This is a genomic window from Aliikangiella maris (genome assembly GCF_040719265.1).
Classification (GTDB): domain Bacteria; phylum Pseudomonadota; class Gammaproteobacteria; order Enterobacterales; family Kangiellaceae; genus Aliikangiella; species Aliikangiella maris.
The window spans coordinates 21,185-36,152 of sequence record NZ_JBFDAH010000022.1 but is presented as its reverse complement, the minus strand read 5'-3'; the positions used below and the strand labels follow the sequence as shown (position 1 = coordinate 36,152).

General features: G+C 38.9%; 11 protein-coding genes. 5 read left to right on the top strand and 6 right to left on the bottom strand.

Annotation, left to right across the window (positions count from 1 at the left end):
• The first annotated feature begins 205 nt into the window (after nucleotides 1-205).
• Nucleotides 206-1,039 (top strand): mechanosensitive ion channel family protein, encoded by an 834-nt coding sequence (locus tag ABVT42_RS16935; RefSeq protein ID WP_353896994.1) that lies wholly within the window; start codon nucleotides 206-208, stop codon nucleotides 1,037-1,039.
• A 7-nt stretch (nucleotides 1,040-1,046) separates the two neighbouring features.
• On the opposite strand, the gene ABVT42_RS16930 is transcribed toward ABVT42_RS16935, so the two are convergent.
• Nucleotides 1,047-1,583: a chalcone isomerase family protein gene (locus ABVT42_RS16930; RefSeq protein WP_353896993.1), complete on the bottom strand. Its 537-nt coding sequence runs from the start codon at nucleotides 1,581-1,583 to the stop codon at nucleotides 1,047-1,049.
• A gap of 547 nt (nucleotides 1,584-2,130) precedes the next feature.
• Between ABVT42_RS16930 and ABVT42_RS16925 the strand changes: the two genes are divergently transcribed.
• Together ABVT42_RS16925 and ABVT42_RS16920 are read left to right on the top strand one after the other, a co-directional pair.
• Nucleotides 2,131-4,701 (top strand): M1 family metallopeptidase, encoded by a 2,571-nt coding sequence (locus tag ABVT42_RS16925; protein ID WP_353896992.1) that lies wholly within the window; start codon nucleotides 2,131-2,133, stop codon nucleotides 4,699-4,701.
• A gap of 3 nt (nucleotides 4,702-4,704) precedes the next feature.
• The gene (locus ABVT42_RS16920; protein ID WP_353896991.1) at nucleotides 4,705-5,454 is read left to right on the top strand and encodes a DUF6702 family protein; all 750 of its coding nucleotides are present in this window, start codon (nucleotides 4,705-4,707) and stop codon (nucleotides 5,452-5,454) included.
• A 133-nt stretch (nucleotides 5,455-5,587) separates the two neighbouring features.
• On the opposite strand, the gene ABVT42_RS16915 is transcribed toward ABVT42_RS16920, so the two are convergent.
• From ABVT42_RS16915 to ABVT42_RS16905, 3 genes are read right to left on the bottom strand one after another with little or no spacing between them, the layout of a single operon-like run.
• The gene (locus ABVT42_RS16915) at nucleotides 5,588-8,425 is read right to left on the bottom strand and encodes a PAS domain S-box protein (RefSeq protein WP_353896990.1); all 2,838 of its coding nucleotides are present in this window, start codon (nucleotides 8,423-8,425) and stop codon (nucleotides 5,588-5,590) included.
• Between the two features lie 8 nt (nucleotides 8,426-8,433).
• Nucleotides 8,434-10,560, bottom strand: coding sequence for a DctP family TRAP transporter solute-binding subunit (locus ABVT42_RS16910; protein ID WP_353896989.1), 2,127 nt, complete (start codon nucleotides 10,558-10,560; stop codon nucleotides 8,434-8,436).
• A gap of 27 nt (nucleotides 10,561-10,587) precedes the next feature.
• The gene (locus tag ABVT42_RS16905) at nucleotides 10,588-11,277 is read right to left on the bottom strand and encodes a hypothetical protein (RefSeq protein ID WP_353896988.1); all 690 of its coding nucleotides are present in this window, start codon (nucleotides 11,275-11,277) and stop codon (nucleotides 10,588-10,590) included.
• A 309-nt stretch (nucleotides 11,278-11,586) separates the two neighbouring features.
• Between ABVT42_RS16905 and ABVT42_RS16900 the strand changes: the two genes are divergently transcribed.
• A complete protein-coding gene (locus ABVT42_RS16900) occupies nucleotides 11,587-12,186 on the top strand; it encodes a hypothetical protein (protein WP_353896987.1) in 600 nt (199 codons plus the stop codon).
• Between the two features lie 72 nt (nucleotides 12,187-12,258).
• The gene (locus ABVT42_RS16895; protein ID WP_353896986.1) at nucleotides 12,259-12,882 is read left to right on the top strand and encodes a methyl-accepting chemotaxis protein; all 624 of its coding nucleotides are present in this window, start codon (nucleotides 12,259-12,261) and stop codon (nucleotides 12,880-12,882) included.
• Between the two features lie 201 nt (nucleotides 12,883-13,083).
• Here ABVT42_RS16895 and ABVT42_RS16890 read toward each other — a convergent pair whose 3' ends face one another.
• Both ABVT42_RS16890 and paaK read right to left on the bottom strand, forming a co-directional pair.
• Nucleotides 13,084-13,482: a ribonucleotide reductase subunit alpha gene (locus ABVT42_RS16890; protein WP_353896985.1), complete on the bottom strand. Its 399-nt coding sequence runs from the start codon at nucleotides 13,480-13,482 to the stop codon at nucleotides 13,084-13,086.
• A gap of 76 nt (nucleotides 13,483-13,558) precedes the next feature.
• The gene (gene paaK, locus ABVT42_RS16885) at nucleotides 13,559-14,884 is read right to left on the bottom strand and encodes a phenylacetate--CoA ligase PaaK (protein WP_353896984.1); all 1,326 of its coding nucleotides are present in this window, start codon (nucleotides 14,882-14,884) and stop codon (nucleotides 13,559-13,561) included.
• Nucleotides 14,885-14,968: the final 84 nt, after the last annotated feature.

Genomic DNA, 14,968 nt, shown 5'->3' with positions numbered 1-14,968 from the left:
TCACCAAATCCCGGTGACTGTTTAATAAAATATTGATGAGTTGAAACAACTTTAAGATTTTAAAATATAAAAAAAAATATTCTTATAATTTAAATGCTATTAATTGCTACCGATTATTGAAGAGTGACACATTAATATTGAGGGTGGCTGGCAATTATTAGCTGACTATTAATTAGCACCAGTTTCAAGCTGTTATGAGGAAATTATGCAACAAAACATTGATCAGGAGTTGGCACAATTGCAGGCCGTTTACGATACAGTAATTAACTTTTTTGTCAATTACAGCTTTCAATTATTAGGCGCTTTAATCGTTCTATTAATTGGCTTGCTTATCGCCAATCGTGTCGCCAAAGTGGTGCTGCGAATTTGTGAAAACAAAAACATAGATGTGACTTTATCGCGATTTATCTCAAATCTTGCCAAAATTCTGGTGGTCATTATGGTGGTCATCATCTGCTTGAACAAGATTGGAATCAGTGTCGCACCTTTTTTAGCCGCGGTGGGAGCTATCTCCTTGGGGGCAGGGTTGGCTGTTCAGGGGCTCTTATCGAACTATAGTGCGGGCCTAAATATCATTTTAACGCGTCCTTTTGTGGTTGGTGACACGATAAAAGTACAAGGCGAAAGTGGTCAGGTGAAAGATATTTTGCTGGCACACACGATTCTTGTGACCGAAGACGGTGTCGAAATTACAATTCCTAACAAGCATATTGTTGGAGAAATTTTGCACAACTCCAAAGCGTTGACTTTATTGGAACTCAGTGTTGGCATTGCTTATGGCAGCGACTTAAATAGGGTTTGTGACATTTTGGAAGCTGTCATGGCTAAACATCCATTGGTCGAGCAACATAAAAAGCCCTTAGTGGGGATTGCCGAATTTGGTGATAGTAGTGTCAATCTTGAAATCAGGGTGTGGGTTGCATCAAACCAGATTAATGCCGCCCGGTTTGCTATCAATCAGACGATTTGGGATACGCTAAAACAGCATCAAGTTGAAATACCATTCCCTCAGCGTGAAGTCAGGCTAATTAATAATTGATCGGCTGTCAGTTCATGCCCTTTAAGGCTTTGGCCAACTGAGGGTATTCGGCGTTTTCAGCCAGCCAAATCTGGCTGAAAACATGGCTGAAAGTTTCATCAAAAATTGAGCCAACGTAGTTGCCGTTAAAATAAAAGTGACTGTTGTTATGGGTATCAACATAAAACTCGATACGATCTTGCTTGTTAACGTCGGGCCATATTGCCGCTAATTGCGCCAGCCACTGAGACTGCTGGGCGGAAGAAATCTTAAACCGCTTCCATTGGTTAGCTGTTTCTTCCAATAAATTGTCTTTACTGATTTTGCGTTGATAAGTGAGTTTTAAAATCAGTGGATACTGATTAGTACGGTATGAGCCGTTCTCGGTAAACAATTGAATTTGATAAATATCCCACCAAAGTACACTGAAATTTGCCTGACCTACCAGATTGAGCGTTGTTGGCAATTGAGGCATATTAATATTGGCATTGGCATGTGAACTCGGTAAATACAGGCCGCTGAAAAATCCCGCTATAGAAAATAAAATTAAAATAAGTACTCGCATGGCTCACCTAAAAAAAAATATCAAAGAATATTTTTTAGATTTGTTCTTCTCAATACGCAAGTGGTTAATCAATGGAGCAGAAATACCCTATGAGTGAATAAATAAAAGTTATCGCGTTGTTTTATTTACTTTATTTCATAGCCATTCGATTTCATCATAAGGCTGTTTGTTTTTTGCATAGGTAGTTTATTCTGATATAGAAAAAATTAATTAAATAACCCTACATAAACTGGATTTGCTGAAAGGTTTGATATATAAAACAACTGTTCTTTGATGTTATCTCAATCAGTCAAAGAGAAATGTTTAGCAGGTACAATCAGCAGGTATCAGATATACCTTAATTTTGGGGCTATCAAAAATACCAGAGATTGACCAAGCATTGAATATTTCAGTCAGAAAAATAATAAATGACAGTAGTAAATAGCAATAGTCAATCATAATAGTAATCATTCGATGACTTCACAGCGTCGTCAGATCTGTTTGTTTATCTGTTTTAGGATAAGCGTTTTAGTGTTAGCCGATCGTAAAAAGGGGGTAAGGCTCGATAATGAATTCTAATCACATCAACACTCAAAACACTAACAGCAAATTAAAGCTGTCTATCTTGCAAAATAATAACAAGTCTTATCCGGTTATCAGTTGGGGGAGTCAGTTATCGTTGATGCAAGTAATCTGTTTCATGTTCTTTACTTTTTCTATTGCTTTGTTGGCAAACCAGGTTTTTGCCGGGGTAGTCAAACAAACCAAAGGGAAATTTGATGATAAATTTCGTCAGCTTGATGAAATTTTGCCAACGCCAAATGATTATCGAAATGCTGCTGGAGAACCTGGCAAAGAATACTGGCAGCAAAAAGTTGATTATCAAATCAACGCCAGACTCGATGAGAAAAAGCGACGAATTACTGCCTCTGAAACGATAACCTATCATAACCGTTCGCCGTATTCGCTTAAATACTTGTGGCTACAGCTCGAACAAAATCGATTTAAAACCGATTCGATGGCTGAACAGACCGTCGTATTTGGTGGCATGGGAGATCGTTCACCCGCAACCCGTAAATCAGGTGATAGTAAATCCGCAGGGCTTAGTTTAGGTGCGCTACGTAAAATGCATGCGATGGCTGATAATGAATTTGGTTATCAGATTGACAAAGTTGTTGATAGTCAAAATCAAGCACTACACTATGTCATTCATGGTGCGCAAATGCGCATCGATTTACCGCAGCCTCTAAAAGCGGGCGAGCAGTTTCAGTTCCGATTGGAATTTGTCTTTAACATGGTCGAAGAAAATGCCGTGTCTGCGCGCGCTGGATATGAACATTTTCCTGATGATAAGCGTAAGGGTGGCAATGATATCTTTTTGTTGGCGCAGTGGTTTCCGCGAGTTGCCGCTTATTCTGATTATGAAGCCTGGCATAATAAAGAGTTTTTAGGGCGCGGCGAATTCACTTTGGAATTTGGTGACTATGATGTCAAAATGACAGTGCCGGCCGATCATATTGTTGCATCGACCGGTGAATTGCAAAATCCCGATAAAGTGTTAACCGCAGTGCAACGCCAGCGGCTAAATAAAGCCAAAGATGCTAAAAGACCTGTCTTTATTGTCACAGAACAAGAAGCTTTGGAAAATGAAAAGTCGGTTACTCGCAAACAAAAAACCTGGCACTACAAAGCGAGTAATGTCAGAGATTTTGCCTGGGCTTCTTCGCGTAAATTTATTTGGGATGCCAAAGGCTATCATCAAGGTGGTGAAGAACAGCCGTTAGTTATGGCAATGTCTTATTATCCGAAGGAAGGCGGAGATTTGTGGAAAAAATACTCAACTGAAACGATTGTTCACACGATGGCCGTGTACTCGCGTTTTACATTTGATTACCCGTATCCAGTTTCTATTAGTGTCAATGGACCGGTTGGTGGTATGGAATATCCCATGATCACATTTAATGGCCCGCGTACTAATTGGCATAAAGATGCTTCGCGTACTTACACACTCAGTGAAAAGCGATTTTTAATTGGCGTAGTCATGCACGAAGTAGGACACAATTACTTTCCAATGATTATTAATTCAGATGAACGTCAATGGACTTGGATGGATGAAGGGATTAATAGTTTTATCGATGGCATTGCCGGTCGAGAGTGGGATCATAAGATTCCGTGGGGGGTTGAGCCACGTGATATTGTTGATTACATGAAGTCAGATATTCAAGTGCCAATAATGACACAGTCAGACAGTGTGTTAAAGCTAGGTAAAAATGCCTATGCTAAACCCGCCGTTGCTTTTAATATTTTGCGTGAAGTGATTTTAGGCCGAGAATTATTTGATTTTGCTTTAAAAGAATATGCATTACGCTGGAAAAATAAACGTCCAACGCCTTCTGATTTTTTTCGCACCATGGAAGAAGCATCGGGTGTTGACTTAGACTGGTTCTGGTATGGCTGGTTTTATACGACCGATCATGTGGATATTTCTCTTGATAAAATTTATAAGTTACGTCTTGATACGAAAGATCCCGATATTGATTTTTCCAGACGCAGACAAGAAGAAGCCGATAAGCCAGAGCCATTGTTTGTGAAACGTAACCGTGAAGAAGGGCGTAAGTTATGGATTGAACTTAATTCTGATATCCGTGACTTTTATGACGAAAATGATCGCTATACGGTGACAAATAAAGAACGCAATAAATATCAGCAAATGTTGGTTGACTTAAAACCTTGGGAACAAGAAACTTTAGAAAGAGCAGTGAAAGAAGATAAAAATTACTATGTACTAGAGTTTTCAAATAAGGGTGGTTTAGTCATGCCAATTTTATTAGAGTTAACTTTTCAAAATGGTAAAAAACAGCATTTGAATATACCAGCAGAAATCTGGCGACGCTCCCCTGAAAAAGTACGTAAATTGATTGTCACCGATAAAAAGCAAATTTTACAATCGGTTGTTGTTGATCCGCATTGGGAGACGGCCGATGTTGATGTTGAAAACAATCATTATCCGCGACAGATTATTCCTTCAAGAATTGAAACGTACAAAAGTAAGAAAGAAAAGAAAAATGAATATCGTGATATTATGCACGATATTAACACCAAGAAAAAAGATCCTAAAGCGGTTGAGCAGAGAAAATAAAGTATGATGCAACAAAGGTGTTTGGCAAAACTTAGTGATAAATATGTAATCTTGAATCGGTTTGTGAATGTCGGTTTGTTTTTTCAGGCGGGCCTGCTTTTCAAGTGGCTTTATTTTTTTAAAGCAGGCAGGTACTTTCATCTTGTCGGTCTATTGATGTTGAGTCATTCTGTGTTTGCACACCAGCAAAAAATTGCTTACACCACTATTTTGTTTAATTCACGAACGGCTAATATCGAAGTTTCGCATCGTTTTTTATTGCACGATGCGGAACACGCATTAAATGCATTGACAAAAAAGCCGCATAATTTAATAGAGAGTCAGACTTCTCGCCAATTATTTGTAGATTATATTTTGCAGCACTTTTCTATTGCGGTTAGTGCACAGACTAATTTAATGTTAAAGGTGGTTGGTTATGAAATTGAGGGAAAGCATCTTTGGATATATCAAGAAGCACCCATTGATGCCGTAGTTTCTAATGCGGCACATCAACCTGATACAGTACAACCTGTTGATATCGAACATTCCTCATCTGCTCAATCTTCAAATGAGCAAGCTTTATCTGCGCAGTCTTTATCTGGGATGTCAGAGCTGAGTGAGTTAACGGTTAGTCAAACCGCACTTTTTGAGGTTTGGGCCGATCAGAATTTTCATATTAACGTAGAAATAAAAACACAGGTTTACTCGGCTTTATTATCTAAAGAGCGCCCAACCCAAACTATTCAATTAACTGATGCGAATATTCAATATTAAAATAGGCGAGATGTTCGGTAATTATTGATATGGCGGTGGTATTAGACTACGAATTACTTAAACAGGGCTTATTATAATTGAAGTTTATCAAATAGGCCCTCATTGGCTATTGGCTTTGGCTATTGCCCGTATTTTACGAATCAGCAGAACTATTGTTGATGTACTGATCATCATTGGCACTTTGTTTATTGGTTTTAGTCTGGCGATTAAGTTGATTGAGCACTTTTCGAATTGTTTGTCTGAGCTGCTGATTACTCGTTCGTGATTTAGTTAGTGTGAGTTGCACTTTTTCTAAAACGGAACGTTTTGGCAAGTGGGCGGTAAACAAAACAATTGGTGGTAGTGACAATTCACTAAAGAGTAAAAATTCTTCTCCCGAACCATCGGGTAATTCAATATCCATTAATATCAGGTCAAAATGATGGGCTGCTAAATGCGTTTTGGCCTCGTGTAATGTCGCAGCATGTTTGATGTCTGCAAACTCACTCAGTACCGTTGAGGCAACTTCAACAATATCGTGGTCACTTTCAATATGCAGAACTTTAGGTCGTTCCATTTTGGTTAGTGCACGGCAAAAAGTGCGTCGAAATTTTTCTTCATCGAGAGGTTTTTCAAGCCAATGAAAAATATTTAAATTGCGCTTGTCATTTAAGTGTTTAGGGCTTTCTGGCGTGACAGAAATAACAACGACCGAAAGCGCTTGAAACTTGGGTTTTTCGCGTAATTGTTTGAGCAAAGTTAAGCCATTCAGATCGGGGAGTTCCAAATCAAGTAGTAATAACTGATATTGCCCTGTATTTAGCTTTGATAGTGCGTTATGTGCATTGTTGGCAACATCACACGTTGCACCTTCTGACTCGACAATTAAACTAATAAAGCGCGCCATTTTTTCATCATCTTCGCAAATCAAAACATCGGAGCTGGCTGTCTGTTCCACATAAGATGGCGCTTGAGTAATAGGCAAATCAAAATAAAAAGTAGTTCCTTCGTTTAATTTTGAAAGATAATTTATTTGACCGCCGTGTCGCTCAATAATCGCTTTGCAGATGCTTAACCCCAGTCCTGTTCCTCCTTTTTCTCGCGTATCGGAACTGTCCGCTTGGGCAAAGCGTTGGAACATGCGCTTTTCAAATTCTTTGGGAATTCCCTGGCCGTGATCGATTACACTGACACGAATAAAGCGTTCTTGGTTATCGGCGGTGACTTCTACTTGTTTATAATCTTTGGAATATTTGATAGCGTTGGAAAGTAAGTTCGCCATAACCTGCAACAAGCGATGCTCATCTGCTTGAACAAAAATAGATTTAATCGATGATTTAAATTTAATTGTTACCTGATGCTGATTGGCGAAGCCTTCATTATCTTCAAGACTACGTTGTAATAAAGGAATTAAGTCGATGTTGGTATATTCAAATTCAAGTTGTTCCGATTCGAGTTTTTCAAGATCTAAAATATCATTGATGAGTAATGTTAGACGCTCACTATTACGATAAGCAACATCAAGCATTTTGTGCATTGAATCGGGTAATTTACCGGTGACATTCGCCAGTACCAGACCGAGTGCACCGCGAATTGATGTCAGCGGAGTCCGCAGTTCGTGACTGACGGTTGAAACAAACTCTCCCTTTAACCGTTCGGTTTCTTTGCGATCACTAATATCACGAATAATACCGGTGAACAATTGTCGCTTGGCAAACCACATTTCACTGATGGCCAGCTCCATTGGAAAAGTCGTGCCATCTTTACGTAGTCCTTCGATTTCACGGTCTATTCCAATTAAGCGTGAATCTTGTGTTTGCAAGTAGCGCTCAATATATTTTTCATGTTGTTTTCGATAAGGTTCAGAAATTAATAGTTTAATGTTTCGACCAATCACTTCTTCTGGATCGTAACCAAATATTTTTTCTGCCGCCGGATTAAATGTTTCGATGATGCCTTTACTACTGATAGTGATGATTCCATCAGGAACTGTATCGACAATGGCTCTTACCTGGCTTTCTCGATCCCGTTTTTCTGCTTCTGCTCTTTCGGTATTGGCTTTAGTGATTTCAAACGTCGCTTGATCAAATGCACTGGCAAGAATTTCCAATTCATCGCCCGTATGAGTCGGGCTAACTGGATAATCACCCTGTTTGACTTTTTGAGTTAACTGAATAATGGGAACGGCCATTTTTTGTCCGATTCGTTTAGCAAGCAGGCGAATGGCAATTAATCCAAACATACCGATAATGGTAATACTGGTTAACCAGGGAGTAATTCGGCTTAATAAATAAGTTGAATCTTTTGCTAAAGTAAACTGGGGTTTGTAATGTGTCAGCAAACTATCTGGTGTGACGCCAATACTTACTTTGAGGCCATTAAAATTATTGGGGATTGTTGTTAATTGCCAGTTATCGTCAAAACTGAGTGAGTAATATAAATTTTGGTCATTGATAGTTTTTCTTACCAAACTGGCAATGTCTACCTGAGTAATGATGCCGCCTTGAACCGTTTGATAGTATTTAATGGGAGAAACAATATAAAAATAGCCATTTAGATATAAAATTTTTCTCACGCCTTGAGCTATCATACTGTTGACCAAATTTATCGAATACCAATCCGTTTTATCGTGCGTGCTAAAGAGTAATTCACCAGAATAATTAAAGACTGCCGCTTCTGTTATATCGGTATTGTAAGTTAAATCTTCGAGAGCAAATTTAAAGTAAGACTGACTCATACTTAAATCGATCAAACTGTTAATTGACAGAGAACTGGTGGCGGTTTTTTCAACGGCATCAACTTGTGCACTAAAGCGTAATTCGATAATTTCAAGAGTATTGTGAGCCTGTTGGTTTAATTCACTTTCCTCTAACGAATTAATGCGAAGTAGTTCAATAAATAAGGTAATGCTGACAACACCTAAAAAGAATGTCAGTAGTAGACTTAATATCGTCTTTGAAAAGCGGGAGCTGATACTTTGGCTATTATTCATCGCGCTGTTTATTTTTGATTGCTTGGTAGCGGAATTAACTGACCATTTTTATAATGGGCAAAAATAACATCTTGCGAATTGAGTGCATCATGGCGTTGTGGCGTAAAGGGGGGGGCATAGTTTTTTACCACGCCATTAAAGTGCTTGATTGATTCCATTGCTACTCTAATATCATTCATATGGTGTGAATTAGCTTGTTTTACTGCCAGCGCCAATAGATGGGTTAAGTCATAGGCATGTGCTGTACCAACAGGCGCGACAATCTGCAAGTCATTCTGAGTGAAATATCGTTGGTGATAGCGCTTTGCGAGCTGATTAGCTTGTGCCCGAGAATTATTAATAAAACTAAAAGTCTGTAGTACTCGCAAATCTATTTTGTCTAGTGATGGTGATGCCATTTTAGGAAATTCAGAACCCGTAATACCCCAATGAGAGATAATTGGTGGTGGGGTGTCTGATTTGGCCAGGTCATGCACTAATTTTGCTCCTTCAACCGGGTTGCCGACATAAATAATAACTTCCACTTCTTTTTGCTTAAATGCCGCTATTTGCTGAGAAAAGCTTTCTTCACCCCAATCAAACCACTCGGTTTTTAAGGTTTGCAAATCTTGCTTGGCCAGTTGCTCAGTAATGGCTTTGTGGCTGCTTCTTCCCCAAGGATTGTTGACCAACAGTAACCCAATTTTATTAGAAATTTTTAACGCTTCTTGCAGTAAAACACGGCCTGCAAATTCATCTCTGAGAGAAACGCGAAAAACAAAATTGGGCTGGTAACCATTATCGACAATTGGTGTTGCAGCGGCCCAAGGATTTAAAAATAATATCTGATTATCGTGAATGAATTTTAATTCAGCAACCGCCACTGGACTGCTGATACCACAAAAAACGCCAATTAAATTGGGATGCCGAATGAAGGTTGCCAGATTATCGAGTCCTTTCGCAGGGATCATTGAGTTGTCTCTGACGACTAATGACAGTTGTTTATCTAAAAGGCCACCTTGCTGGTTTATCTCATCAATCGCTAATTCGATACCTCGTCTGATAGCCAGTCCAGAAAAAGCGGAGTTACCTTGCATATCAGCATCCAGCGCGATAATCAGGTTTTCTTTGGGCGGAGGCAGGACATTACTTCTTTGTTGTAATAAGTCTTCCACCAAACTCGAACCAAAAGTCATGCGATACTTTTCAATTAAATGATCAGACATTTTAATCAACTCAAGACGAGTTCGTTTGTCCATTTCGTTGATTTGAATGGGTTCTTGTTGCAGGCTGGTGAGCAACTCGTGATGTTGTTGTGTGCTGACTTGTCGCTGGTATTCGGTGGCTTCTTTGGCGGCTTCAATAATTACCTGTTGTAACTGGTCATCAAGTTTGGAAAATGACTGACTGGAAATGGCCAGCAATTGTGCCAGGTATCCGTGATCAGAGAGCGTCAAGTGCGATTGAACTTGGTAAAACTTTTTGCCAATAATTGAGGTTAACGGGTTTTCCTGACCATCGGCGATTTTATTTTTTAATGCATCGTAAGTCGCTGAAAAATTGATAACAATCGCATCTGCACCCCACAGTTGAAATTGATCGCGTAAAACCGGACTTTGCATAATGCGAAATCGTTTACCAGAAAAATCTGCAGCTTTTTCGATTGGAAAATTTGAGGTAAGTTGTTTAAAACCACTTTCCCAAAAGGCTAATCCAATTAAGTTATATGGCTTGGTTTTTTGTAAGAGGCGATTACCAACAGAGCCATCAAGAATTTTGTAAGCGATTTGCCGATTAGGAAAAATGAATGGCAAGTCAAACATCTGCATCTCTGGAATAATAAATGAGAGCTTTGCGGTTGGAGGCAAAATAATATCCAGCTTGCCATTTTGCGCTGCATCAATCATTTCTAAATCTGAACCGAGTGACTGATTGGCAAACACCTTAATTAAAACGCTTCCTTGTGTTTTTTGTGCGACCAATTCTGCAAATCGAATGGCTGCAAGATGATGAGCGCTTTTTTCATGCATATCATGACCAAAGCGCAATTCAATGACTGATGATGAACTGGTTTCCCTTGATGTACTTTCTTGTGGTGAATCACAGGAAAGTAAGCTTAAAGCCATCAGGAAAACAAAGCAGACCTTTAACTTCATTCGGTTTACCTGATAATTATTGCAAAACTAAAATTGATAACGAAACCCCAGTGCCATTCCACTGCCATCTAATGTGGGATTATTCTCTTCGTACCCGTTATATCGATATTCCAGCAATAGCCAAAAATTAGGCAGTAATCGATAATTAAGTTGGGGTTCGTAAATCCATTCGTTGTCACTGCGGCTATTTAAATTATAGTCGGTAAAGCCCGAAATATTGAGATTATCACTGATTCGATAAAAGTAGGCGACGCTAAGTTGGCCATGATGCCTGCTTTGCCAGGGAAAGACCCTGAGCTGAAGCCAGCCTTGTGATGACTGTATTAATTGATAGGTAACTCCAAACCGAAGTAAGTGGTTGCTATTTCCTGGCGTAGCATCATTGTATTCGAGCTGGAGTTTCAGGTCTTTGATGTCGGTCCATTGACCCAGTAAATCATTGGTTAGACGATATTCTGAAAAACTGCGTGAAAAGTCATCTCGTTGCTTACTATTATCTTGTGCTGAGTGCAAATCGGTAAATCCCCAAAAAGAAAATCCATTTGGTATATCGTTTTTAGAAATTTGTAGCGTTGCGGTATTGAAGTCACGATTGTCCCAATAATAGCTGATATCAATATTACCTTGTGCCTGAAGCTGGCCCGCCAGTGGTAATAACATGATTAGTAGGAGGCATTTGATAAACCGACTATAAAAGAAGCAATCTTGCTGTGTCATAAGGTTTTACCGTTTTAACGTGAACAAGTATTAATAGCGTAGTGCATGATCTTGTTTTGTTGTAACAAATTCCCTTTATTTCGTTTGGATAAACACTTTCAGAACAAAAATTGCCGGCTTGTTAATTTTTATTTATTCAATAAATTAATAAATTTTAATTTTGTAATAAATATTTCATCTAAAAATTTCAATATTGTCTAGGCTTGACTATTTCCCTTGTCCTTTTGGCCTATAAACGCGTTTTTCTCGGCAAAAAATATTGCAATTTTATAGCCTTTTCAATGAGTTAGACTTATTACGCTAATTGTATTGCAGAGTATTCGCCAAAGTAATGAACTGGCCCCGCAGGTATTAGAGTCGAGGCTTGAGAAATCTCAACTTTTAAATCAACTCATTCAAGTCTATACCCATAACATTATTGATACTGCGCATAAGGCTCGTTCGGGAATGGTAATCTGGAAAGATGCAAAAACTAAACTTGAACATGGTAAAACTCGCGCGCTTGATTTTTGGGCGCAGCTTGAACGGACGGCAAATAATGAACAAGAGATCGAACAAATTCAAGCGACAAAGCCATTGTTTTCTGAATCAATTAAAGCGATTGAAACATTACAGCAACATGTTGCTGATGAGTCGGCTTATAGTTTAGGAAATTTTGTTGATTTAAATTTATATACCAGTCTTGATCCACTATTGATAAGTCTGGATAAAATTGTACTTTTAGAAAAAGAAATTGCTTCACAAGAAATCGAACAAAACAGTAATCAGTTGGAATTTCAAAACCTTATTTTTATAATTATTATTTTTATCGTTGTAATTGTTGTGATTATTTTTGGTCTTTCAATCTTTCGCTCAATCGAAAAACCGCTGAGCCATTTACTCGAGACAATGACACAAATTGAAATATAGTCGGATCTCTCACTAAGAGCGCGTATTTTAAGTCAAGATGAATTTGCAAAAATTAGTGTTCGTTTTAATGAGATGATGCAGCGAATTGAATTATTGGTGAAAACCACCAATACGGTTGGAGAAGAATTTCAAAGTTCTTCAAAAACATTAGTTCAAATCAGTGAGCATGGTCAACAGATTGAAGCGATTTTAACCGTTATCAAGTCCGTAGCTGAACAGACTAATTTGCTCGCTTTAAATGCCGCTATTGAAGCGGCTCGAGCCGGAGAGCAAGGGCGCGGATTTGCGGTGGTTGCTGATGAAGTTCGCTCACTTGCGCAAAGAACGCAAGAGTTGACTTCAGAAATTGAAAGTGTAATTGCCAGTATTCGTCAATCAACTGAGAATGCTGCGGCAAAAATGTATCAGAGTTCACAAAATGCCAATGAGAGTGCGCAAGTGGTACGTACCGCTGAACAACAGCTGACTGCCGTACGTGAATCATTCGATAAGATCTATCAGCAAAGTATGTCAATTACTACCAGCTTTGGTGAGCAATCGACAGCGGTAAAATCTGTGAGTGATGTGGTACATCGAATTTTTGAGTTAGCCAAAAGTGGCGTAAGTACTGCGAAGAATACTTATAATCAAGCTTCTTCGATTGACGGGCTAAGTGAAAACTTACAAGTTGCACTGAAACAGTTTCGCGTCAGCTAACCGACTATTAATTAACAGTCGGTTAGTTTTTTGGTTTGGTTGTTGTATAAAATATTTTTTACTTATTATTCTATTCACTTTTTAATACAGTGAATGTTAATACAGTGAATGTTAATACAGTGAATGTTAATACAGCGAATGTTAATACAGCGAATGAAATGGCACTCAATTTGATTATGCACAGATTTAAAATTGCTTGTTCTAATGTAAATTTGCTTCAAGCTCTATTGGATTTTCTTCACGATCAAAAATAACATAACGATGAATGTTCATGCCGGTTTGCACATCATTAATCATTTGGTTTAAAAAGGGCTCCGTATCTTCTGAGGAGGGCGTTAGTCCTTGCTCACCACTTAGTGATGCAATAAATACAAAATTCCAGTCCTTTTCAATCGAGTCTGCTTCATCAACCAGTGATGAAAATGTCGTAAGTTCTTCTGGTAATTTATCCACACACATTACAGGGGTAATTGTGCCTTGCTGATCATCATTGTTTTTTTCGGGTTCAGCCACTTCAGCTTTAGCAAACAGCATCATCAATCGCTGCGGTTGATCTTGTTCATAAGTCATTTGCAGCAAATCGTTAAACATTTTTTTCATTTGAATTCCCAATCAGATTTAGAAAAAACGCACTGGATTATACGTAATCTCAGTCCATCATGAAAGATGATAATTGCTAAACTGGTTCACGTTTATCGATGACGCGTTGTGCTTTTCCTTCCGAACGGGGAATTTTTCCAGTTGGCAAGATATCAACTTCGGTATTGATGCCAATAAAAGATTTAATTTTTTCTTTTAATGTGTTTTTAATATTTTCGTGGTCTGCTATTAACTGAGTCGGCTTTGTCGTAGAACGATTTTTTTCAGGCATTATTTCTACTATAACCTTAATCTTATCGAGGTTTTGTTCACGCACAACTTCGATTTGATAATGTGGCGAAAGTTCTTTTGTTGATAAAACTTGCTCTTCAATTTGTGACGGAAAAACGTTAACGCCGCGAATAATCAGCATATCATCAGTACGTCCGGTTATTTTTTGCATGCGGCGCATGGTTCTGACTGAGCCAGGAAGCAGGCGTGTTAAATCTCCGGTACGATACCGTATAATTGGTAAAGCTTCTTTGGTTAAGCTGGTAAAAACCAATTCGCCTAACTCGCCATCGGGCAACACTTCGCCAGTTTCGGGGTTTATTATTTCAGGGTAAAAATGGTCTTCCCAGATAGTTGGTCCATCTTTAGTTTCGACACATTCCTGTGCAACGCCGGGTCCTATAACTTCGGATAAGCCATAAATGTCAACGGCATCAATCGACAATCGCTGCTCTAGTTGTTGACGCATGGACTCACTCCAAGGCTCGGCACCAAAAATACCAACTCTTAACTTTAGCTTTTTTATGTTGACTCGCTGGCGTTCCATTTCATCGGCTATATTTAGCATATAAGAGGGTGTCACCATAATAATATCGGGATTAAAATCTTTAATCAGTTGAACTTGTTTGGCGGTTTGCCCACCAGACATAGGGATGACTGTGCAGCCCAGTTTTTCTGCACCATAGTGAGCGCCCAGGCCGCCAGTGAATAAACCGTATCCATAAGCAATATGTACCATGTCACCTTGCTGGCCGCCCGCTGCACGAATTGAGCGAGCAACGACTTCTGACCACATTTGAATATCATTTTCGGTATAACCAACAACCGTGGGTTTTCCTGTTGTGCCGCTTGAAGCGTGAATACGCACGATTTGATCCATGGGTACGGCAAACATTGAAAAGGGGTAGTTTTCTCGTAAATGTGCTTTCGTGGTCATTGGAAGTTTAGCAAGATCGCTTAAACTTTGAATATCTCTTGGATGAACACCATGCGATTTAAAGTAGTGATAATAAAAAGCGACATTGTCATAGGCGTGTCGAATACTGTTTTTCAGTCGGTCGAGTTGTAGCGCCCTTAGTTCATCAATACTAGCAGTCTCAATAGGGTGATAAGGTGTTAAGTCTGGTTTCATTTGGGTAAACCACTCATCAGAAAAAATTGCTTGGCAAAGGTTGGTGAATAATCTTTTTATGCGGGTTTGCCAATATTTGCAAGG

Bases quoted from the DNA above. Each gene is read 5' to 3' on its own strand.
- paaK (WP_353896984.1), bottom strand. From the start codon at position 14,884: ATGAAACCAGACTTAACACCTTATCACCCTATTGAGACTGCTAGTATT.
- ABVT42_RS16910 (WP_353896989.1), bottom strand. From the start codon at position 10,560: ATGAAGTTAAAGGTCTGCTTTGTTTTCCTGATGGCTTTAAGCTTACTT.
- ABVT42_RS16930 (WP_353896993.1), bottom strand. From the start codon at position 1,583: ATGCGAGTACTTATTTTAATTTTATTTTCTATAGCGGGATTTTTCAGC.
- ABVT42_RS16915 (WP_353896990.1), bottom strand. From the start codon at position 8,425: ATGAATAATAGCCAAAGTATCAGCTCCCGCTTTTCAAAGACGATATTA.
- ABVT42_RS16925 (WP_353896992.1), top strand. From the start codon at position 2,131: ATGAATTCTAATCACATCAACACTCAAAACACTAACAGCAAATTAAAG.
- ABVT42_RS16920 (WP_353896991.1), top strand. From the start codon at position 4,705: ATGATGCAACAAAGGTGTTTGGCAAAACTTAGTGATAAATATGTAATC.
- ABVT42_RS16890 (WP_353896985.1), bottom strand. From the start codon at position 13,482: ATGAAAAAAATGTTTAACGATTTGCTGCAAATGACTTATGAACAAGAT.
- ABVT42_RS16895 (WP_353896986.1), top strand. From the start codon at position 12,259: ATGATGCAGCGAATTGAATTATTGGTGAAAACCACCAATACGGTTGGA.
- ABVT42_RS16935 (WP_353896994.1), top strand. From the start codon at position 206: ATGCAACAAAACATTGATCAGGAGTTGGCACAATTGCAGGCCGTTTAC.
- ABVT42_RS16905 (WP_353896988.1), bottom strand. From the start codon at position 11,277: ATGACACAGCAAGATTGCTTCTTTTATAGTCGGTTTATCAAATGCCTC.